Below are 20,627 nucleotides of genomic sequence, written 5' to 3'. Positions count from 1 at the left end.
AAACGCGCATTATGCCTCGAAGTCCCCTTGCTGGCGCGCCACCAGCGTCAGAATGCTGTAGAGCGCCACCGGTTGCTGTTCCTGATTCAACACCTGAACATCCCACACCACCACGCCGTGCGGCCGATCTTCGGCGGTTTTTTGCGGCTTGCGGATTTTCTTTTTGCAGGTCAGCCGCACCTGAATGGTGTCGCCGATCTTCACTGGTTCGATAAAGCGCAGATTCTCCATGCCATAGTTGGCGATCACCGGCCCGACGGCGGCGTCGACAAACAGCCCGGCCGCAGCGGACACCACAAAGTAACCGTGCGCCACCCGCTCGCCGAACAGCGAATCGGCGGCGCCGATCTTGTCCATGTGCGCGTAAAAATGGTCGCCGCTCAGGCAGGCGAAGTTGACGATATCCGCTTCGGTCACGGTGCGGCGCGCGGTCAACAGGCTGTCGCCCAGCTGCAGCTGCTCGAAGTATTTCCGGAACGGGTGCACCGGATGTTCGGCGACCGGCGCACCGCGCACCCATTCGCCGCCGATGGCCGCCAGCATCGCCGGGCTGCCCTGGATCGCCGTGCGCTGCATATAGTGCTTCACCGCGCGCAGTCCACCCAGCTCTTCACCGCCGCCGGCGCGCCCCGGGCCGCCGTGCACCAGCATCGGCAACGGCGAGCCGTGGCCGGTGGATTCCGCCGCCGCCTGCTCATCCAAAATCAGCATACGTCCGTGAGCGCAGGCCGCCGCGCGGATAAAGCGCTTGGCCACTGCCGGATCGGCGGTCACCAGCGATCCCGCCAGGCTGCCCTGCCCCAGCAACGCCAACGCGATCGCCTGCTCGGTATCCGCATACGGCATCAGCGTCGCCACCGGGCCGAAGGCCTCAGTGCCGTGCACCGCCTGATGGGTGAACGGATCGGCGCAATACAGCAGGGTCGGCGGATAAAACGCCCCACCGCGCGCGCCGTCGCCCATCACTTCCAGCTTATCCAACGACGCGCCGCACAGCGGTTCGCAGCCGTTGCGCAGCAGGAACTCCACCTTGCTTTGCACATCATCACGCTGCTCGTGGCTGACCAGCGCCCCCATGCGCACCTGCTCCAGCTGCGGGTCGCCCACCGTCACCCCCGCCAGACGCTGCAACAAGGCCTGACGCACCGCCGCCACCTGCGCCGCCGGCACGATGATGCGGCGGATCGCGGTGCACTTCTGCCCCGCCTTGGCGGTCATTTCACGGCACACCTCTTTGATAAACAGCGCAAATTCCGGCATCTCCGGCGTCACGTCTTCCGCCAGCACGCAGCAGTTGAGCGAATCCGCCTCCATGGTGAACGCGATCGATTTTTCCAACAGGCGCGGATGCGCCCGCAGCCGCTGGCCGGTCTGCGCCGAACCGGTGAACGTTACCGCATCCTGATAATCCAGGTGCGCAAACATGTCGCCGACGCCGCCGCATACCAACTGCAGCGCGCCTTCCGGCACCAGCCCGCTGTCGACGATCAGCCTGACCATCGCCTGCGTCAGCTGCGCGGTGGCGGTGGCCGGCTTGATGATGGCCGGCATGCCCGCCAGCCAGGTCGGCGCCAGTTTTTCCAGCATGCCCCAGCAAGGGAAGTTGAAGGCGTTGATATGCAGCGCCACGCCGGGGCGCGAGGTCAATACGTGGCGGGCGGCGAACTGCGCCTGCTTCGACAGCGGGATCAGCTCATCTTCCGGCCACAGCGTATCGTCCGGCAGATCGCGGCCGGCCATGCCGGCATAGGCGAACAGCGTGGCGATGCCGCCTTCGATATCGACCCAGCCGTCGCTGCGCGTCGCCCCGGTTTGATAGGAAATCTGATACAGCGCCTCTTTATGCGCCAGCAGGTGTTTCGCCACCGCTTTCAGCATCTGGGCGCGCTGCTGGAATGTCATGTGCGCCAGCGCCGGGCCGCCGTGGCTGCGGGCATAGCTCAGGCTGGCCGCTAACGGCAGGCCGTCGGAGCAAACCTGGTACAGCGCTTCGCCGGTTACGGCGTGACGGATCTCGCGCGCCTCTCCCTGCCCGTACACCCAGGCGCCAGAAAGATAACTGTGTAACTGCTGCATGTGCCCTCCGGAATTCATAAATTTTCACCATACAGCTTAATTACGTATCACATAAATGCCAGTCGACGCCAAACTGAATTTTAACAAAAACAGAACAAGAAGCGCTTTCAAGCCGTTTACCCTGGCATTAATACGGAGTCACTTTTTATATTTATAAAATAAAATCAAATGATTAACAAAAACACTTGTGAGTGCGCTCGCAAAACCACATAAATCTCGTTTGATCTTTTTGTTATCAGTTTGTAGCCTTATGGTTAGTTAAAGTGATTCACATTTTTATATTTAATGTGAAAAATACGAATCACCAAGAGGCAAGCATGACAACTGACGCACAGTATCAGCAGCATTTCGACGACAAGATCGCGGCGGATATCGCCATTGAGGCTAAAGACTGGATGCCGGACGCCTATCGTCAGAACCTGATTCGGCAGATCGGCCAACACGCCCACTCGGAAGTCATCGGCATGCTGCCGGAAGCCAACTGGCTGACGCGTGCCCCCACGCTGCGCCGCAAGGCGGTGCTGCTGGCCAAAGTGCAGGATGAGGCCGGCCACGGTCTGTACCTCTACAGCGCCGCCGAGACCCTCGGCTGTTCGCGCCAGGACATCTACCAAAAGATGCTCGACGGCAAGATGAAATACTCCTCTATCTTCAATTACCCCACGCTCAACTGGGCGGATATCGGCGTGATCGGCTGGCTGGTCGACGGCGCCGCCATCGTCAACCAGGTGGCGCTGTGCCGCGCGTCCTACGGCCCCTATGCGCGGGCGATGGTGAAGATCTGCAAAGAGGAGAGCTTCCACCAGCGCCAGGGCTACGAGGCGGTGATGGCGATGGCCAACGGCAGCGACACGCAGCGCGCCATGCTGCAGGACGCCATCGATCGCTTCTGGTGGCCGGTGCTGATGATGTTCGGCCCGAGCGACGCCGACTCCCCCCACAGCGCCCAGAGCATGGCGTGGAAAATCAAACGTCACAGCAACGATGAGCTGCGGCAGAAGTTCGTCGACAACACCGTACCGCAGCTGGAAGCGCTGGGCATGACGGCGCCGGATCCGGATCTGCACTGGGATGCCGCTGCCGGCCACTATCGCTTCGGCGAGATCGACTGGAGCGAGCTGCATGAGGTGATCAAAGGGCGTGGCCAATGCAACCACGAACGCCTGCAGGCCAAACGCCGCGCCTGGGAAGACGGCGCCTGGGTGCGCGACGGCGCCATGGCCCACGCCGCGAAAAACGCCGCTTCCGCCGCATAGCCAACATAAGGAACCGAGATCATGAGCCACGTTGAATGGCCGCTGTATGAAGTGTTTATCCGCAGCAAACAAGGGCTGGCGCATCGCCACGTCGGCAGCCTGCACGCCGCCGACGACCAAATGGCGCTGGAAAACGCCCGCGACGCCTACACGCGCCGTAATGAAGGCTGCTCGATTTGGGTGGTGCAGTCGCGCCATCTGATCGCCTCGCAGCCGGAAGATCGCGGCGCGTTCTTCGATCCTTCCGAAGACAAGATCTACCGTCATCCGACGTTTTACACCATTCCCGACGGCATCAAGAACATGTAGAGGCGACCATGACGGTTAACGATCCGCGCATCAGCTATTTGCTTCGCCAGGGCGACACGCCTCTGATCCTCGCCCAGCGCCTGTGCGCCTGGTGCGGCCACGCGCCCGAGCTGGAGATCGATCTGGCGTTGGCCAACATCGGGCTCGATCTGCTCGGCCAGGCGCGCAACTTCCTGGGCTACGCCGCCGAACTGGCCGGGCCGCCCTGCAGCGAAGACAGCCTGGCCTTCGGGCGCGACGAACGCCAGTTTCATAACCTGCTGCTGGCGGAACAGCCGAACGGCGGTTTCAACGACACGTTGGTGCGCCAGTTCCTGCTCGACGTCTACCACGTGCAGCTGCACCAGGCGTTGAGCCGCAGCGGCGATGCGCAGATCGCCGCCATCGCTGCCAAGTCGTTGAAGGAGGCCGATTACCACCTGCGCTTCAGCCGCGGCTGGATGATCCGCCTCGGCGACGGCAACGACATCAGCCACCGCAAGATCCAGCAGTCGCTGGATAACCTGTGGCGCTTCACCGCCGAGCTGTTCCACGCCGACGCGCTTGAGCTTGAGCTGGCGGAACAGGGCATCGCCGTCGATCCGCGCGAGCTGCAGGCTCCCTGGCAAGCGCAGGTGGAAGAGACACTGCGCCAGGCGACATTGACGCTGCCCGCCGAGCAGGCGTTCCGTCACGGCGGCAAACAAGGCCGACACAGTGAACACCTCGGCCCGCTGCTGGCGGAGATGCAGTTCCTGCAACGCGCCTATCCAAACGGCCAATGGTAGGAGGCCGCGATGAACGTCACTCGTTTGCAACCCGCTGAAATCCCGCAGATTTGGCACTGTCTGCAACAGATCAGCGATCCCGAGCTGCCGGTGCTGTCGATCACCGATTTGGGCATGGTGCGCGACGTGGCGCGCGACGGCAACGGCTGGCGCGTGACCTTCACCCCCACCTACTCCGGCTGCCCGGCCACCGAATTTCTGCTCAACGCCATCGAGCAGCGGCTGACGGCCGCCGGCTTCAGCCCGGTGCAGGTGGACATTCGCCTCAGCCCGGCCTGGACCACCGATTGGATGAACGCCGACGCCCGCGAGCGGCTGCGGCAATACGGCGTAGCGCCCCCGCAGGGCCACACCTGCGATCGGCCGCACGCCCACGGCCCGGTCGCCTGCCCGCGCTGCGGCAGCACCCACAGCGAGAAGATCAGCGAGTTCGGCTCCACCGCCTGTAAAGCGCTGTACCGCTGCTGCGACTGCCGGGAACCGTTCGACTACTTCAAATGCATATAGGAGCGCTGACACCATGACGGTCTTTCATCGCCTGAACGTCGCCGCCATCGAGCGCGAAACGCCGGACGCCGTAGCCATCACCCTGCGGGTACCCGAAGAGCTGCAAAACCAATACCGCTACACCCCTGGCCAGCACCTGACGCTCAAGGCGCTAGTCAACGGCGAAGAGCTGCGGCGTTGCTATTCCATCTGCAGTTCGCCGCAGGAAGGCCTGCTGCAGATCGGCGTAAAAGCGATTGATCAGGGCCGTTTCTCCGGCTTCGTCAACCGCATGCTGAAAGTCGGCGATGCGCTGGAAGTGATGGTGCCGCAGGGGCGCTTCGGCTATCAGCCGCAGGCGGAGCGCCGCGGCAACTATCTGGCGATCGCCGCCGGCTCCGGCATCACGCCGATGCTGTCGATCATCAAGGCGACGCTGCAGCTCGAACCGGGCAGCAGCTTCACCCTGATCTACGGCAACCGCAACAGCCGTTCAATGATGTTCAAAGAGGCGCTGTCGGATCTGAAAAACCGCTATCCGCAGCGTTTTCAGCCGCTGTACCTATTCAGCCAGGAGAGCCTCGACAGCCCGCTGCTCAGCGGCCGCATCGACCGTGAACGCCTGGCGGCGATCGGCGGCGCGCTGCTGGATTTCCGCGACTATGACCACGCCTTCATCTGCGGGCCGGAATCGATGATGGACGACGCGCAGACCGTGCTGGAACAGGCCGGCGTACCGGCCAACCACATCCACAGCGAACGTTTCAACACCAGCGGCCTGGTCGCCCGCCCGCGCCACAGCGGCGATCGCAATGCCACCCGGGTGGCGATCCTGCTCGACGGCCGCCGATTGGATATCGAGGTCGGCGAACAGGACGACAGCATTCTCGATGCCGCGCTGCGCCAGGGCGCCGATCTGCCCTACGCCTGCAAAGGCGGCGTGTGCGCCACCTGCAAATGCCGGCTGAAGGCCGGCCAGGTGGAGATGGGCGTCAACTACAGCCTGGAGCCGGATCAGCTGGCGGCGGGCTACGTATTGAGCTGCCAGTCGTGGCCGAAAGGCGACGGCGTGGTGTTGGACTTCGACGTCTAGGAGCCGCGATGGATACCCCCTTTATTTTGCATCAGCAGCAACACCGCGTGGTCACGCTGACGCTGCATCGCCCGGAGGCGCGCAACGCCCTGAGCACGCCGTGCCTGGAACAGCTGGTTACCCGGCTGGAGCAGGCTGACGCCGACAGCGGCGTGGGCGCCGTGGTGATCGCCGGCGCGGCGCGCTTCTTCGCCGCCGGGGCCGATCTGCGCGAACTGCAACAACAGGATCTGCCGGCCGCGCTGGCGGACAGCCGTCCGCAGCTGTGGCAGCGGCTGGCGCAGTTCAGCAAGCCGCTGCTGGCGGCGGTGAACGGCTATGCCCTGGGCGCCGGCTGCGAGTTGGCGCTGGCCTGCGACATCGTTATCGGCGGCGAAAGCGCCCGCTTCGGCCTGCCGGAGATCACCCTCGGCCTGATGCCGGGCGCCGGCGGCACCCAGCGCCTGATCCGCTGCGTCGGCAAGGCGCGCGCCAGCCAGATGGTACTGACCGGCGAAGCCATCGACGCCCGCACCGCGCTGCAGGCCGGCCTTATCAGTGAAGTGTGCGTCGATGCTCTGACGCTGGAGCGCACGCAGCAGATTGCCGATCGCATCAGCCGTCAGGCGCCGCTGGCGCTGCGCGCCGCCAAACAGGCGCTAAAACAGGCCGAGGAAATCGGCCTTAGCCAGGGGCTGGCGATGGAGCGTCAGCAATTTGTCACCCTGGCCGCCACCGACGATCGCCGCGAAGGCATCGCCGCCTTTTTCGAAAAACGTACGCCAAACTATCAGGGGCGCTGATTTATGGATAACGCATTGATTCTCAGCCATCTCGACGCCGGCGTGTTGACGCTGACCCTCAACCGGCCGGATCGGCTCAACAGCTTTAATGACGAGATGCATCGCCAGCTGAGCGAAGCGCTGACGCAGGCCGAGCGCGACGACAGCGTGCGCTGCCTGCTGATCGCCGGCGCCGGGCGCGGTTTCTGCGCCGGGCAGGATCTCAACGATCGCAACGTCAGCGCCGATCAACAAGCGCCGGATCTCGGCCTGTCGGTCGAACGTTTCTACAACCCCCTGATCCGCCGCCTGACCGCCCTGCCGAAACCGGTGGTATGCGCGGTCAACGGTGTGGCGGCCGGCGCCGGTGCCGCGCTGGCCCTGGCGTGCGATATCGTCATCGCCGCCGACAACGCCAGCTTTATTCAGTCGTTCTGCCGTTTGGGGCTGGTGCCGGATTCCGGCGGCAGCTGGTTCCTGCCGCGGCTGGCCGGCCACGCCCGCGCGATGGGCATGGCCATGCTGGGCGACAAAATCAGCGCCCAACAGGCGCTGGAGTGGGGCATGATCTGGCAGGTGGTGCCGGCGGATGAATTGGCCGACCGCACGCAAACGCTGGCTCGCCATCTGGCCACCCAGCCGACTTACGGTCTGGGGCTAATCAAGAAAGCCATCTACAGTTCGGCCACCAACAGCCTCGATCAACAACTCGATCTGGAGCGCGATCTGCAGCGATTGGGCGGCCGCAGCGACGACTACCGCGAAGGCGTCAGCGCGTTCTTCGCCAAGCGCACGCCAAACTTCAGCGGGAAATAGCCATGAACGCGTCCCTTCTTAACGGCCAGGTGGCGGTGATCGGCGCCGGCACCATGGGCATCGGCATTGCGCAGGTGGCCGCCGCCGCCGGTCACCCGGTGCGGCTGTTCGATATCGCGCCCGCCGCCGCCCAGCGCGCGATCGATGAACTCACTCGCCGCCTGCGCCAGCGGGTCGACGGCGGCAAGGCCGACGCCAACGCCACCGAGGCGCTGCTGGCGCGCCTCGAACGCGCCGATTCGCTCGAGCAACTGGCCAACAGCGCGCTGGTAATTGAAGCGGTGGCGGAAAATCTGGCGATTAAGCAGAGCCTGTTCCGCGATCTGGAAGCGGTCTGCTCGCCCACGGCGCTGTTCGCCAGCAATACCTCTTCGCTGTCGATCACCGCCATCGCCGGCGCCTTGCAACACCCGGCGCGCATGGCCGGGCTGCACTTCTTCAACCCGGCGCCACTGATGAAGCTGGTGGAGATCGTCAGCGGTCTGGAGACCGGGGCAGAGACCCTCGCGGCGCTGCAGGCTCTGGCGCAGCGCTGGGGTAAGCAAAGCGTCGTGTGCCGTTCAACGCCGGGATTCATCGTCAATCGCGTGGCGCGGCCGTTCTACGCCGAAACCCTGCGCGCGCTGGAGGAACGGGTGGCCGACGTCGCCACCCTGGATGCAGTCATGCGCGACGCCGGCGGCTTCGCCATGGGCCCGCTGCAGTTGACCGATCTGATCGGCCAAGACGTCAATTACGCCGTGACCGACTCGGTGTATCAGGCCTTCTACCAGGATCCGCGCTTCACCCCCTCTCTGGTGCAGCAGGAGTTGGTGGCCGCCGGACATCTCGGCCGCAAATCCGGCCGCGGCTTCTACCGCTACGACGCGCAACGCCCCGCCGCAGAGATGATCGCCTTTGCGCCGCCGGCGCAGGCCGCGCCGCCGCAACGCGTCACGCTGCACGGCGACTGGTCTTCGCTGGCCGATTTAGCGGAACTGTTGATCGAAAATGCGGGGGCGATCAAACAACCTGGCCAGACCAGCCCGTACCTCACGATCGACGACGTTACACTGATGTTAACCAATGGTAAAACCGCCGGCCAACTGGCCGACGAACGTGGAACGCCTGTGGTGCTGTTCGATCTCTGTGCCGACTATGCGCATGCCTCCGCCATCGCCATCAGCTGCGCGGCGCAAAACGGTGCGCAACACAATGCCAACGCGATTCGCCTGCTGCAGTCCCTCGGCAAGCAGGTCATTCAACTGCCGGATTATCCCGGCCTGCTGACGATGCGCACCCTGGCCATGCTGGCCAACGAAGCGCTCGACGTGGTGAACAAAGGCGTCGCCGGCGCCGAAGATACCGATCTGGCGATGCTGCGCGGCGTCAACTATCCGCGCGGCCCGCTGGCCTGGGGCGCCGCACTCGGCTGGCGTCACATTCTGACGACGCTGGAAAACCTGCAACGCTATTACGGCGAAGCGCGCTATCGCCCGATGCCGCTGCTGCGCCGCTACGCTTCCCCCGCCTCTTTCCCAGGAGCCGAACGATGAACGCCAATACGCCGCGCGCGCTGGCTCAGCGCTGCGCCGAACAGATGTTCCAGCAAGATACCTGCGCTCAGGCGATGGGGATGCACATCGATGCCGTCGACGTCGGGTACGCGCAGGTCAGCATGACCGTCGGCCCGCAGATGCTCAACGGCCACCAAACCTGCCACGGCGGCCAACTGTTCAGCCTGGCGGACACCGCCTTCGCCTACGCCTGCAATAGCCAGGGGTTGGCGGCGGTGGCCTCCGGCTGCAGCATCGACTTCGTCCGCCCGGCGCTGGCCGGCGATCGCCTCACCGCCAGCGCCCAGATGCGCCATCAGGGCAAAGCCACCGGGCTGTATGACGTCGAAATCGTCAATCAACAGGGCAAAACCGTCGCCTGGTTTCGCGGCCGCGCGCACCGCCTTGGCCACAGCATTTTAGGAGATCAGGCATGAATCAGGCATTTATCTGCGACGGCGTGCGCACCCCGATCGGCCGCTACGGCGGCGCGCTGGCGCAGGTGCGCGCTGACGACCTCGCCGCCCTGCCGCTGCGCGTGCTGCTGGAGCGCCATCCGCAGGTGGATTGGGCACAGCTGGACGACGTGATCCTCGGCTGCGCCAACCAGGCCGGGGAAGACAACCGCAATCTGGCGCGCATGGCGCTGCTGCTGGCCGGATTGCCGGTCGGCGTTTCCGGCACCACGGTGAACCGCCTGTGCGGTTCGGGCCTGGATGCGTTGGCAATGGCGGCGCGCAGCATCAAAGCCGGCGACGCCGGGCTGCTGCTGGCCGGCGGCGCGGAGTCGATGACCCGCGCGCCGCTGGTGATGGGCAAGGCCGACAGCGCCTTCAGCCGCCAGGCGCAGCTGTACGACACCACCCTCGGCTGGCGCTTCGTCAACCCGCGCATGCAGGCCGAGTTCGGCACCGATTCGATGCCGGAGACCGCCGAAAACGTCGCGGCGCAGTTCAATATCAGCCGCGCCGATCAGGACGCCTTTGCGCTGCGCAGCCAGCAGCGCGCCGCCCGGGCGCAGGCGCTGGGCCACCTGGCGCAGGAGATAGCCCCGGTCAGCCTCACCGGTAAAAAAGGCGTGGTCACCCTGTTCAGCCAGGATGAACACCCGCGCGCCGACACCACCTTCGAGCAGCTGCAGGCGCTGAAAACCCCATTCCGTCAGCCCGGCAGCGTCACCGCCGGCAACGCCTCGGGCCTGAACGACGGCGCGGCGGCGCTGATCGTCGCCTCCGAAGCAATGGCGGTGCGCCAGGGGCTGACGCCGCGCGCGCGCATCGTTGCCACCGCCACCTGCGGCGTGGAGCCGCGGCTGATGGGCATCGGCCCGCTGCCGGCCACCCGCAAGGTGCTGGAGATCGCCGGGCTGAGCCTGGCGCAGATGGACGTCATCGAACTGAACGAAGCGTTCGCCGCCCAGGCGTTGGCGGTGATGCGCCAGCTTGGCCTGCCGGACGATGCCCCGCAGGTTAACCCCAACGGCGGCGCGATCGCTCTGGGGCATCCGCTGGGCATGAGCGGCGCGCGCCTGGCGCTGGCCGCCCTGTTTGAACTGGAACGGCGAGCCGGCCGCTACGCGCTTTGCACCATGTGCATCGGCGTCGGCCAAGGCATCGCCATGATCATTGAGCGTGTCTGACCCCTGAGGCTAACCATGACAATAAATCCACAGCCCCTCGAAACGATCGAATTCGCCTCGCGCGATGAGATTGAAGTGTTGCAGTTGGCGCGTTTGAAGTGGACGCTGCACCACGCCTACGACAATGTGCCGATGTACAAGCGCAAGTTCGATCAGGCGGGCGTACACCCCGACGATCTTAAGCAGCTGAGCGATCTGGCGCGCTTCCCCTACACCACCAAGCAGGATCTGCGCGACAACTACCCGTTCGACACCTTCGCGGTGCCGATGGAGCAGGTGGTGCGCATCCACGCCTCCTCGGGCACCACCGGCCGCCCGACGGTGGTGGGCTACACCCAGCGCGACATCGATAACTGGGCCGATATCGTCGCCCGCTGCCTGCGCGCCGGCGGCGCCACCGCCAAAGACAAGGTGCACGTCGCCTACGGCTACGGCCTGTTCACCGGCGGCCTGGGGGCGCACTACGGCGCGGAGCGGCTCGGCGCGACGGTGATCCCGATGTCCGGCGGGCAGACGGAACGCCAGGCGCAGCTGATCCTCGACTTCAAACCCGACATCATCATGGTGACGCCGTCCTATTGCCTGACGCTGATCGACGAACTGGAACGCAAGATGGGCGGCGACGCGCGCGGCTGTTCGCTGCGGCTCGGCGTGTTCGGCGCCGAACCCTGGACCGAAGCCCTGCGCCACGAAATCGAATCCCGCATGGGCATCAAGGCGCTGGATATCTATGGCCTGTCGGAGGTGATGGGGCCGGGCGTGGCGATGGAATGTCTGGAAAGCGGCGGCGGCCCCACCATTTGGGAAGACCACTTCCTGCCGGAGATCATCTGCCCGGAGACCGGCGTCGCCCTGCCGGACGGCGAGCACGGCGAACTGGTGTTCACCACTCTGACCAAAGAGGCGCTGCCGGTGATCCGCTATCGCACCCGCGATCTCACCCGGCTGCTGCCGGGCGACGCGCGCCAAATGCGCCGCATGGGCAAGATCACCGGCCGCTCCGACGACATGCTGATCATCCGCGGCGTCAACGTCTTCCCGTCGCAGGTGGAAGAACAGATCATGCAGTTCGAGCAGCTGTCGCCGCACTATCAACTGCAGGTCAGCCGCAGCGGGCACCTGGACACGCTGGCGGTGCGCGTCGAGCTGAAAGAATCGGCGCTCAGCCTCAGCCACCAACAGCGTTGCGACATCTGCCACCAGCTGCGCCACCACATCAAATCGATCGTGGGCGTCAGCACCGACGTCAGCATCGCCAACTGCGGCGATATCCCGCGCTCGGAAGGCAAGGCGCAGCGCGTGGTCGATCTGCGGCCACGCTGAGGCGCACGGCGTCACGGATGACGCCGCCCCAAATTATGTTAATGTTGTGGCTCATCGAAGGCTAACCCATGGAAAAATATGGAACATAAACTGGATGAGTTCATTCGCCATGCCGTCGACGCGCAGCCGATCAGCGGCACGTCGCTGATCATTTCGCTGTACGGCGACGCGCTCAGCCACCGCGGCGGCGAAGTGTGGCTCGGCAGCCTGAGCGCGCTGCTGGAAGCCTTCGGTTTCGGCGATCGTTTCGTGCGCACCTCGGTGTTCCGCCTGCAGAAAGAGGGGTGGCTGGCGGTGGAGAAAATCGGCCGCCGCAGCTTCTACCGCGTGACCGAGCAGGGGATGCGCCAGTTCCGCCACGCCGAATCGAAAATTTATCTGCGCGAGCAGCCCGCCTGGGACGGCAAATGGGAGCTGCTGCTGCTGGAATGCGCCGAAAAAAACGCGCGCGCGCGGCTGAAAAAAGAGCTGGGCTGGCTCGGGTTCGGGCAGATCGCCAACAACCTGATGGCCGCCCCCACCCATGCGCAAACCGACGTGACGGCGCTGCTCGGCGAATTGAACGCCAGCGAGCAGGTGATCTACTTCCGCGCCGATTACCCCTACAACCGCTCCGAGCAAACGCTGCAGAAACTGGTGGCCGACTGCTGGTCATTGAGCGAGGTGGCGGCCGGTTATCATGAGTTTATCGTCTCTTTCCGGCCGCTGATGGCGCTGCTGCGCGAAGTCGACCCGGCGGCGCTGACGCCGCTGCGCTGTTTCCAGATTAAGCTATTATTGATTCACTTCTTCCGTCGCGTGGTGTTGAAAGATCCGCTGCTGCCGGACGCGCTGCTGCCCGCGCAGTGGGAGGGCCAAATCGCCCGCAACCTGTGCATCAATCTCTACCAGCAGGTCGATCGCGCCGCGACGGAGTACGTCAGCTCGCTGGCGGAGACCACCATCGGCGCCCTGCCCGCGCCGGCCGCCGGTTACTATCGGCGCTTCGGCGGCCTGCCGCGCGACCCTACATATTAAGGAACTCACGCTATGCCTGTGTATCAGATTGACGGCCTGACGCCGGTCGTTGACCCCAGCAGTTACGTGCACCCGACGGCGGTGCTGATCGGCGACGTGATCGTCGGCAAACACGTGTATATCGGCCCGAACGCCAGCCTGCGCGGCGATTTTGGCCGCCTGGTGATCTGCGACGGCGCCAACATTCAGGACAACTGCGTGATGCACGGCTTCCCGCAGCAGGACACGGTGGTGGAAGAAGACGGCCATATCGGCCACGGCGCCATCCTGCACGGCTGCCGCATTCGCCGCAACGCGATGGTGGGCATGAACGCGGTGGTGATGGACGGTGCGGAGATCGGCGAGAACACCATCGTCGGCGCGATGGCGTTCGTCAAAGCCGCGGCTACGATCGAAGCCAACAAGCTGGTGGTCGGCAGCCCGGCGCGCGTGCTGCGCGATCTGACCGAACAGGAGCTGGCCTGGAAGATTGCCGGCACCCGCGAGTATCAGGATCTGGTGCAGCGCTGCAAATCCTCGCTGCACGAAGTGGCGCCGCTGACCGAAATCGAACCGGGCCGCCAGCGCCTGAGCTTCGGCGATCACCTGATCCCGAAAAGCCAGCTTTAATCCCCAGGGCTGAGGTGCGCCTCAGCCCCTCCCCGCATTTACTCCACTTCCGGCGCCTTGAGCGGCGACGGCGCAGCCGCGCGGCGGCTCTGGAAGTGATAAGCCACCACCAGCAGCAGGGTGAACGGAATACCGAACCACAGCGTCATGCGGAAGAATTCGGTAAACGCCGTCGAGATCATCAGCGCCGCCATCAGCCCGCCACCCAGTAAGGTGGTATAGGGGAATCCCCACATGCGGAACTTCAGATTGGTCTGCCGGTGCCGGCGGCGGAAGAACAGATGGGTGACGAAGATCATCAGCCAGGTAAAACAGGCGCCATACACCGAAATGGACATCATGGCGGCGAACGACGTTTCCGGCGCCACCAGGCTCAGGACGATGGACACCACGATGCCGATGCACGACATCGCCAGCGCATTGACCGGAATGCCGCGCCGGCTGACGCGCCCCAGCGCCGCCGGCGCTTGCCCGGCACGCGACAGCGAGAACATCATGCGGGTGGTGATATACAGCTGGCTGTTCATCGCCGACAGCGCCGCCACCAGCACGATAAAGTTGAAGATGCCGGCGGCGGCGGGCAGATGGATCACGTTCATCGCCATCAGGAACGGGCTTTCGCCGGTGCCGGACTGCCGCCAGGGCACGATGGCCAACATCAGGGCGATCGACAGCATGTAGAAGATGAACAGCCGCACGATGGTGCCCTTGAACGCCGCCTTCACCGCAATCACCGGATTTTTCGCCTCGCCGGCGGCCACCGCGATCATCTCAATGCTCAGGTAGCTGAAGATGGACACGATCACCGCGAACCACATGCCCTTGACGCCAAACGGCATAAAGCCGCCGGCGGTCAGGTTGCGCAGGCCATAAGCCGGGTTGCCCGAGAACGCCAGAATGCCGATGCCGATCAGAATAAACGCCACGATCGCCGTTACTTTGACGGTGGACAGCGCGTATTCCACCTGGCCGAACGATTTCACGCCGATCACGTTAACGACGATCACCGCCGCCGAGAACAGCAGCACCCACGGCCAGGTCGGCGTCGCCGGGAACCAGAACTGCATGTACATGCCGATGGCGGTGACTTCGGTGCCCACCGCCAGCACCACGCAAGACCAGTAAGAATAACGCACCAGAAAACCGAACAGCGGGCCGAGATAGAATTCGGCGTAGTCGCCGAACGAGCCGGGCGTCGGGTGTTCGGAGGTCATTTCCGCCAGGCTGCCCATCAGCAGCAGCGCAATGACGCCGCCGATCAGGTAGCTCAGCAATACCGACGGCCCCGCCATCTGAATGGCGTAGGCGCTGCCGAGAAACAGCCCGGTGCCGATGGCGCCGCCAATCGCCAGCATCGACATCTGCCCGGCGGTAAGATGCTTGTTCAACCCACCCTGACGGCGGGCGATATGCTCAAAATCATTCATCTGTGGCATGGCTGGGTTCCCGAGCGGAGTTAGGCGGTGCGAGTGACGTCGAGGATCGCGGCGGTCACATAGTCGATGTTGCCGGGGTTAAGCCCCGGCAGACACATGCGGCCGGGCGAGACCAGATAGATGGCGTAGCGCTGCCGCAGGGTCTGCAGCTGCGCTTCGTTCAGGCCGGTATAGCTGAACATGCCGCGCTGCTCGCGTATGCGCCGGTGATCCAGCGAAGAGCCGCCCTGCGCCAGCCCGGCGGCCAGCTGTTCACGCATTTGCTTGATGCGCGAGCGCATTTCCGCCAGCTCATTGCGCCAAAGCTCGCCGAGTTCGGCGTCGCCGAGCAGGGTTTCCACGATCTGGCTGCCGTGCGTCGGCGGGCAGGAGTAGCTGCGGCGGATCAGCGTTTTTAAGGCCCCTTTGACGTTGGCGGCATTTTCCGCATCGGCGCAGCGCACCGACAGCGCGCCCAGACGCTGGCCGTACAGCGCGACGTTTTTGGAAAACGAGTTGCAGACCAAAAACGGCAGATCGGTTTTCAGCGCTTCGCGCAATGCAAAGCAGTCCTCCTCCAGCCCGTCGCCGAAGCCCTGATAGGCGATGTCGAACAGCGGCAGCAGGTTACGCCGCTGCAGCACGGCGAGCGTGGCGCGCCACTGCTCCGCCGTCAGATCGGTGCCGGTCGGGTTATGGCAGCAAGGATGCAGCAGGACTACGCTGCCGGGCGGCAGACTGTCCAACGCGTCGAGCATGGCGGCGAAACGCAGGCCGCCCGCCGCTTCATCAAAGTAGGGATAGGTATTCACCCGCAGCCCGGCGCCTTCGAAAATCGCCCAGTGATTGGCCCAGGTGGGATCGGACACCCAAATTTCACCGCGCGCCAGAAAGTGGCGCAAAAAATCCGCCGCCAGCTTCAACGCGCCGGAGCCGCCGACGGTCTGCACCGTGGCGATCTCGGCCGCCTGTTGTTCACCGAACAGCAGCGTCTGCACCTGGCGAGCGAACTGCGGCGAACCTTCGATCGGCGGATAACCGTGCGGGCGACGCAGCGCCAGCAACCGCTGCTCGGCGGCCGCAACCGCCTGCATCAGCGGAATATTCCCCTGTCGGTCATAATAGAGCCCAATGCCTAAATTCACTTTTTTCGGATTGGGATCCTGCAAATAGGCTTCCATCAGCGACATAATAGGATCGGCGGCGGAAGGTGCAATCTGTTTAAACATGACGCATCCTTAACTCGTTATTGAATTAATATGAAGACTGACTTAAGAAGAAATTAAATCAGGCGATGGCGCTGACGGTAATTTCTATTTTCATTCCCGGCACCACCAATTTTTCGACAATGACCGTGGAGCGATTGGGATAAGGATAATTAAAGTATTTCCGGTAAATATCATCGAGACATTTAACGTCGTTGACGTCGGTGAGATACACGATCACCTGCAGCACCTTATCGCTGTGGCTGCCCGCCGCCTCCAGCGTCTGCGCCAGATTATCGAAGGTCAGCGTAATCTGTCGCTCCGGCGCGCCGGTGTCGATGCTGCCGTCCGCCCGCACCGGGCCGTGAGCGGTAAACAGCATGCCGCCACCCCGGGTGGCCCAGGAAAAAGGCTGGCCGATCTCCGGCAGCCCGGTCTCTACGATCTCGCGCATGTCAGTGGTTCCCGTGGTGGTTAAGTTGGTGAAGCAACACGCCGTCGGCGGCGAACAACGCATCCAGAATGGTAAAATGATTGGCGCCGGGCACCGCGACCAGATCGGCCGGCAGCCCGCGTTGGCGCAGCGCTGCATGATAGTGTTGCGACTGACCTCTCAGTTCCGGCAGCTCCAATGCGCCGTAATACAGCGTAAGCGGTTTGCCGCGCGTCGGCAGGCGGCGTGCCGGGCTGAGCGTTTCAATCTGCCGCGCGCTCAGCTGCAGCGCCCGATTAACATAGCTTTGTTGCAACGGCGCCAGCTCGAACAGGCCGCTGATGGGAAAGACGGCATCCACCAACGCATGCTGCTGCCAGAACGCCGCCAGCTGCCCGCCGGCGGAATGGCCGCACAGATAAACCGGATGGGCATAGTGCGGCGGCAGGCGGCGCTGAATGGCATCCAGCGCCATCCCGACCTGTCGGCATATTTCGTCGAGATCCACCGCCGGCGCCAGCGCATATTCCACCAACACCACGTCAAAACCCAACGCCAGCGGCCCGGCGGCGATAAAGGCGAAATCCGCCTTATCGCAGAATTGCCAATAGCCGCCGTGAATAAAAATTAACGTCCCCTGATGCCGCTTTGCAGAATAGAGCCAATCCAATGTTTCTCGTTCGCCGTTGCCATAAGCAATATTATTTTCATGGCGCGTCTGTTTATAAACAGCCGCGCTGCGAGTTTGAAATGAAGTCAAAATAGCCGCTTCATTATCCACCGTGGCGCCGTTATCATAACTCCCCGCAAGTGGTTTCATATATTAAACTTCGTTTATTATTTAAAATGTAAATTAACTATTAGCACCGGCAACATTATTGTCAAGACGGGCGCATCAGCAATGCGCGCCCGGTAAAATAAAACCTGATGAATAATGAAAAAGTTTAACCCATGAAACTTTTTGCGCTTATTTCCCCCGCCCGTCCGGCTGAATTTGCGGCAAGGCGCTGAGCCGTTCAAATGCATAATCCCAAAAGGCGCGCACCTTCAGCGGCATGTGCTGCGCCTGCTGCGCCACCAGCTGTACCGGCATCGGCAACGGCTCATGATCCGTCAACAGCCGCACCAGCGTACCGGCGGCCAAATCGTCCGCCACCTGATACGAGAGCAACCGGGCGACGCCCTTGCCGGCGCGCACCGCCAGCAGTTGCGCTTCCACGTCGTTGAGCAACAGCCGGGGAGTCAATCGCACGCGCTCGCCGTTTTCCTGCGGGCCGAAGCGCCATTCGCGCAGCGACGGCCGCTGGGTGCCGACGATGGTGGCGTGCTCCGCCAGCTGCGCCGGCGATCGCGGTTCACCGCAGCGCGCCAGGTAATCCGGGCTGGCGACCGTCACCCGGCTGACCTGCCCCAGCCGCCGCGCCACGCGGGAAGAGTCCTGCAGATGACCGATGCGCACCGCGATATCCAACCCTTCGTCAATCAGATCGAGATTGCGATCGTTCAATACCATTTCGATCTGCATCTGCGGGTAGTCATCGAGAAACGCCATCACCACCGGCGCCACGTAGCGGCGGCCGAACTGCACCGGCGAAGTAACGCGCAGCAAGCCGCTCAGCTGCGCTTCTGCGGTATCCTGCACCACCGCCTGATAATCCTGCAGCAGCTGTTGCGCGCGCTCCAACAGCCGTGCGCCCGCTTCGGTAGGCGCCAGCCGCCGGGTCGTGCGCTCCACCAATCGGGTGCCGAAACGCTGTTCCAGTGCGGCGATCGCCCGGGTGATCGCCGGCGCCGAACGCCGCAGTTTGCGCCCGGCCGCCGCCAGGCTGCCCTGCTGCACCACCGCCACGAAGATGGCCAACTCGTCTAGCCGATCCATAGATTCTTCCGAAAAGTGAAATTATCAATTTCCACATTGCCGGATTTCGCTCGTTCAACGCAAGAGTATGCTGACAAAAAGCACTGAGGAGAAACGCCATGTCCACCATCACACTCTACGGCACCCCGCTTTCCGGCCACGTTCATCGCGTGGCGTTGCTGCTGCGCATGCTGGCGCTGCCCTATGCATGGGTCGAAGCCTCGGCGGAGGTGCGGCAGAGCGCAGCCTTCCGCCGGCTCAACCCGTTCGGCCAGATCCCGGTCTTGCAGGATGGCGATCTGACGCTGGCCGACAGCAACGCCATTCTGGTCTATCTGGTGAAGCGCTATGCGCCGGACAGCCACTGGCTGCCGGAACAGCCGGCGGCGGCGGCGCGAGTGCAGGCCTGGCTTTCCAAAGCCGCCGGTGAAGTCCGCTACGGCCCGGCCTCTTGCCGACTGATCGCCCAATTCGCCGTGCCGGAGGACTATCAGGCGGCGCGAGCAATCAGCGATCGTTTTCTGCCGCAGATGGAACAGCACCTGAGCGAGCGCGACTACCTGGCCAGCGAACACCCGACCATCGCCGATCTGGCCTGCCACAGCTACGTGGCGGTCGCGGCCGAAGGCGGCATTTCACTGTCGCCTTACCCTGCGATACGTCGCTGGGCGGCGCGCATCGCTGCACTGCCCGGCTTCTTTGCCATGCCGGCCCTGCCGGAACCGGCGGGGAGCTGACGCCATGATCCCGCAACTGTTCCATCCCGATGAGCTGCGCGCGCAGACGCTGGCCGGGTTTGGCGGTGTAGGCGGTGGCATCTACCCTGCGATGCCGGATCAGCACCGCGCGTTTTTCGCCGCGCTGCCCTACCTGTTCGTCGCCACGCTGGATGAACAAGGCTGGCCCATCGCCACCCTGTTCACCGGCCCGCCCGGATTTTTACGCACGCCGGACGACACGCACCTGCGTATCAGCGCACCGCGTCGCAGCGACGATCCCGCCCAGGCGTTGTTGCTGCCCGGCAAACCGGTCGGCGCGCTCGGGCTGGATTTCAGCAACCGGCGGCGCAACCGCGCCAACGGCACCGTCGGCCGCACCGACAAAAACCGGGTGGAGATCGTCGTTCAGCAAAGCTTCGGTAACTGCCCGCAGTACATTCAGCGCCGCGAACTCTACCCGGTGGACAGCCGGCCACAGCCGGTTGAGCATTTAGCCTCGCTGGATGCGGCGGCGCAGGCGCTGATCCGCACCGCGGATACCAGCTTCGTTGCCAGCTGCGCGCACCTGGCACTGGCGCAGGGCGGCGTCGATATTTCCCATCGCGGCGGCCGCCCCGGCTTTATCCACCTGGAAGGTGACACGCTGTGGATGCCGGACTTTCGCGGTAACCGCTATATGAACACGCTGGGCAATCTGCTGGCCGAACCGCGGGCGGCGCTGCTGTTCATCGATTTTGAACGCGGTGACGTGCTGCATCTGCAGGGGGAAACGCAGATCCTCTGGCAAGCAGAGGGGCATCCCGGCGTTGAAGGCGCAGAACGCTATTGGCGGTTTGACGTTCGCCGCGCCTGGCGTTTTACGGCGGCGTTGCCGTGGCGGGGGCGTAATCTGGAGTATTCGCCGGCGACGCTGGCGACCGGGGTGTGGCAGCGCTGAAATGAAAAGCCCCGCTGCGGCGGGGCTGGTTCGGAAATTACAGGCTGTGTTCGGCCGCCGATGCGGCCTGATAAAGCTGACGAAAATAATTCAACCGCGCAAAGAACAGGCGGCTTTGCTGCTCCGACATATTGCCGGCCACCTGCCCGGCGTCAATCTGCCGCCCTTGCCATTCCATCAGAGCGATGCTCGACGCCAAAAAATCCATTTCGCTGCCGTAGGCCGCGAGATGTCTGTCCACTGATTTCATCATTCGCACACTCCTTTTAATTACATCGAAAAGGGTCATATGCCTGCTCTTTCAGTATCGGCCCGGCGAAGGATATTTTTTGTACAGAAGGTGCGCATAAAGAAAACCACCATCTTGTTGCCG

General features: G+C 63.7%; 22 protein-coding genes. 15 read left to right on the top strand and 7 right to left on the bottom strand.

Going from position 1 to position 20,627, the window contains the following annotated elements; genetic code table 11:
• Positions 1–9: 9 nt before the first annotated feature.
• Positions 10–2,076: a phenylacetic acid degradation bifunctional protein PaaZ gene (gene paaZ / locus ACMGF9_RS08430; protein ID WP_015378347.1), complete on the bottom strand. Its 2,067-nt coding sequence runs from the start codon at positions 2,074–2,076 to the stop codon at positions 10–12.
• A gap of 317 nt (positions 2,077–2,393) precedes the next feature.
• On the opposite strand from paaZ, the gene paaA reads away from it, so the two are divergent.
• The 13 genes from paaA to paaY all read left to right on the top strand — a co-directional run bounded on the left by paaA (position 2,394) and on the right by paaY (position 13,687).
• Positions 2,394–3,332 carry a 1,2-phenylacetyl-CoA epoxidase subunit PaaA gene (gene paaA / locus ACMGF9_RS08425; protein ID WP_015378348.1) on the top strand — a complete coding sequence of 313 codons (939 nt, stop codon included), beginning with the start codon at positions 2,394–2,396 and terminating at the stop codon, positions 3,330–3,332.
• Positions 3,333–3,353: 21 nt separating this feature from the next.
• Positions 3,354–3,641 (top strand): 1,2-phenylacetyl-CoA epoxidase subunit PaaB, encoded by a 288-nt coding sequence (gene paaB / locus ACMGF9_RS08420; protein ID WP_004935173.1) that lies wholly within the window; start codon positions 3,354–3,356, stop codon positions 3,639–3,641.
• A gap of 8 nt (positions 3,642–3,649) precedes the next feature.
• Positions 3,650–4,408, top strand: coding sequence for a 1,2-phenylacetyl-CoA epoxidase subunit PaaC (paaC, locus tag ACMGF9_RS08415; RefSeq protein ID WP_015378349.1), 759 nt, complete (start codon positions 3,650–3,652; stop codon positions 4,406–4,408).
• A 9-nt stretch (positions 4,409–4,417) separates the two neighbouring features.
• A complete protein-coding gene (paaD, locus tag ACMGF9_RS08410) occupies positions 4,418–4,915 on the top strand; it encodes a 1,2-phenylacetyl-CoA epoxidase subunit PaaD (RefSeq protein WP_015378350.1) in 498 nt (165 codons plus the stop codon).
• A 13-nt stretch (positions 4,916–4,928) separates the two neighbouring features.
• Positions 4,929–5,987 (top strand): 1,2-phenylacetyl-CoA epoxidase subunit PaaE, encoded by a 1,059-nt coding sequence (gene paaE, locus ACMGF9_RS08405; protein WP_015378351.1) that lies wholly within the window; start codon positions 4,929–4,931, stop codon positions 5,985–5,987.
• A gap of 8 nt (positions 5,988–5,995) precedes the next feature.
• Complete coding sequence (paaF, locus tag ACMGF9_RS08400) at positions 5,996–6,769, top strand: 2,3-dehydroadipyl-CoA hydratase PaaF (protein WP_322192883.1); 774 nt, start codon at positions 5,996–5,998, stop codon at positions 6,767–6,769.
• Positions 6,770–6,772: 3 nt separating this feature from the next.
• Complete coding sequence (gene paaG, locus ACMGF9_RS08395) at positions 6,773–7,564, top strand: 2-(1,2-epoxy-1,2-dihydrophenyl)acetyl-CoA isomerase PaaG (protein WP_004935188.1); 792 nt, start codon at positions 6,773–6,775, stop codon at positions 7,562–7,564.
• A 2-nt stretch (positions 7,565–7,566) separates the two neighbouring features.
• The gene (locus ACMGF9_RS08390) at positions 7,567–9,099 is read left to right on the top strand and encodes a 3-hydroxyacyl-CoA dehydrogenase (RefSeq protein ID WP_414160198.1); all 1,533 of its coding nucleotides are present in this window, start codon (positions 7,567–7,569) and stop codon (positions 9,097–9,099) included.
• Positions 9,096–9,536 (top strand): hydroxyphenylacetyl-CoA thioesterase PaaI, encoded by a 441-nt coding sequence (gene paaI / locus ACMGF9_RS08385; RefSeq protein WP_033643614.1) that lies wholly within the window; start codon positions 9,096–9,098, stop codon positions 9,534–9,536. The genes ACMGF9_RS08390 and paaI overlap by 4 nt, the downstream gene beginning before the upstream one ends.
• Positions 9,533–10,738 carry a 3-oxoadipyl-CoA thiolase gene (pcaF, locus tag ACMGF9_RS08380; protein ID WP_021505792.1) on the top strand — a complete coding sequence of 402 codons (1,206 nt, stop codon included), beginning with the start codon at positions 9,533–9,535 and terminating at the stop codon, positions 10,736–10,738. The genes paaI and pcaF overlap by 4 nt, the downstream gene beginning before the upstream one ends.
• 15 nt (positions 10,739–10,753) lie before the next feature.
• On the top strand, positions 10,754–12,061 hold the full coding sequence (paaK, locus tag ACMGF9_RS08375) for a phenylacetate--CoA ligase PaaK (RefSeq protein ID WP_076740702.1): 1,308 nt from the start codon (positions 10,754–10,756) through the stop codon (positions 12,059–12,061).
• Between the two features lie 78 nt (positions 12,062–12,139).
• Complete coding sequence (gene paaX, locus ACMGF9_RS08370) at positions 12,140–13,078, top strand: phenylacetic acid degradation operon negative regulatory protein PaaX (RefSeq protein WP_076740701.1); 939 nt, start codon at positions 12,140–12,142, stop codon at positions 13,076–13,078.
• A 12-nt stretch (positions 13,079–13,090) separates the two neighbouring features.
• A complete protein-coding gene (gene paaY, locus ACMGF9_RS08365; RefSeq protein WP_004935205.1) occupies positions 13,091–13,687 on the top strand; it encodes a phenylacetic acid degradation protein PaaY in 597 nt (198 codons plus the stop codon).
• A gap of 38 nt (positions 13,688–13,725) precedes the next feature.
• On the opposite strand, the gene ACMGF9_RS08360 is transcribed toward paaY, so the two are convergent.
• The 5 genes from ACMGF9_RS08360 to ACMGF9_RS08340 form a co-directional block, all read right to left on the bottom strand.
• A complete protein-coding gene (locus ACMGF9_RS08360; RefSeq protein ID WP_414160197.1) occupies positions 13,726–15,123 on the bottom strand; it encodes an amino acid permease in 1,398 nt (465 codons plus the stop codon).
• A gap of 20 nt (positions 15,124–15,143) precedes the next feature.
• Positions 15,144–16,331 carry an aromatic amino acid transaminase gene (locus ACMGF9_RS08355; protein WP_414160196.1) on the bottom strand — a complete coding sequence of 396 codons (1,188 nt, stop codon included), beginning with the start codon at positions 16,329–16,331 and terminating at the stop codon, positions 15,144–15,146.
• 58 nt (positions 16,332–16,389) lie between these two features.
• Entirely contained in the window at positions 16,390–16,761 is a 372-nt protein-coding gene (locus tag ACMGF9_RS08350) for a RidA family protein (protein ID WP_015378360.1), read from the bottom strand.
• Position 16,762: 1 nt separating this feature from the next.
• Positions 16,763–17,560: an alpha/beta hydrolase gene (locus tag ACMGF9_RS08345; protein ID WP_021505798.1), complete on the bottom strand. Its 798-nt coding sequence runs from the start codon at positions 17,558–17,560 to the stop codon at positions 16,763–16,765.
• Positions 17,561–17,707: 147 nt separating this feature from the next.
• Entirely contained in the window at positions 17,708–18,619 is a 912-nt protein-coding gene (locus ACMGF9_RS08340) for a LysR family transcriptional regulator (protein ID WP_004935224.1), read from the bottom strand.
• Positions 18,620–18,717: 98 nt separating this feature from the next.
• Here ACMGF9_RS08340 and ACMGF9_RS08335 point away from each other — a divergent pair, with 98 nt between their 5' ends.
• Positions 18,718–19,335, top strand: a complete 618-nt coding sequence (locus ACMGF9_RS08335) for a glutathione S-transferase family protein (RefSeq protein ID WP_075685143.1) — start codon at positions 18,718–18,720, stop codon at positions 19,333–19,335.
• Positions 19,336–19,339: 4 nt separating this feature from the next.
• The gene (locus ACMGF9_RS08330) at positions 19,340–20,254 is read left to right on the top strand and encodes a pyridoxamine 5'-phosphate oxidase family protein (RefSeq protein WP_015378363.1); all 915 of its coding nucleotides are present in this window, start codon (positions 19,340–19,342) and stop codon (positions 20,252–20,254) included.
• 37 nt (positions 20,255–20,291) lie between these two features.
• On the opposite strand, the gene ACMGF9_RS08325 is transcribed toward ACMGF9_RS08330, so the two are convergent.
• Positions 20,292–20,507: a glycogen synthase gene (locus tag ACMGF9_RS08325; RefSeq protein ID WP_004935234.1), complete on the bottom strand. Its 216-nt coding sequence runs from the start codon at positions 20,505–20,507 to the stop codon at positions 20,292–20,294.
• Positions 20,508–20,627 lie beyond the last annotated feature (120 nt).

It is taken from the genome of Serratia sp. BNK-23 (assembly GCF_047456145.1).
Taxonomy (GTDB): domain Bacteria; phylum Pseudomonadota; class Gammaproteobacteria; order Enterobacterales; family Enterobacteriaceae; genus Serratia; species Serratia nematodiphila.
The sequence above is the reverse complement of the archived record's forward strand: the minus strand, read 5'-3'. Positions and strand labels throughout refer to the sequence as shown.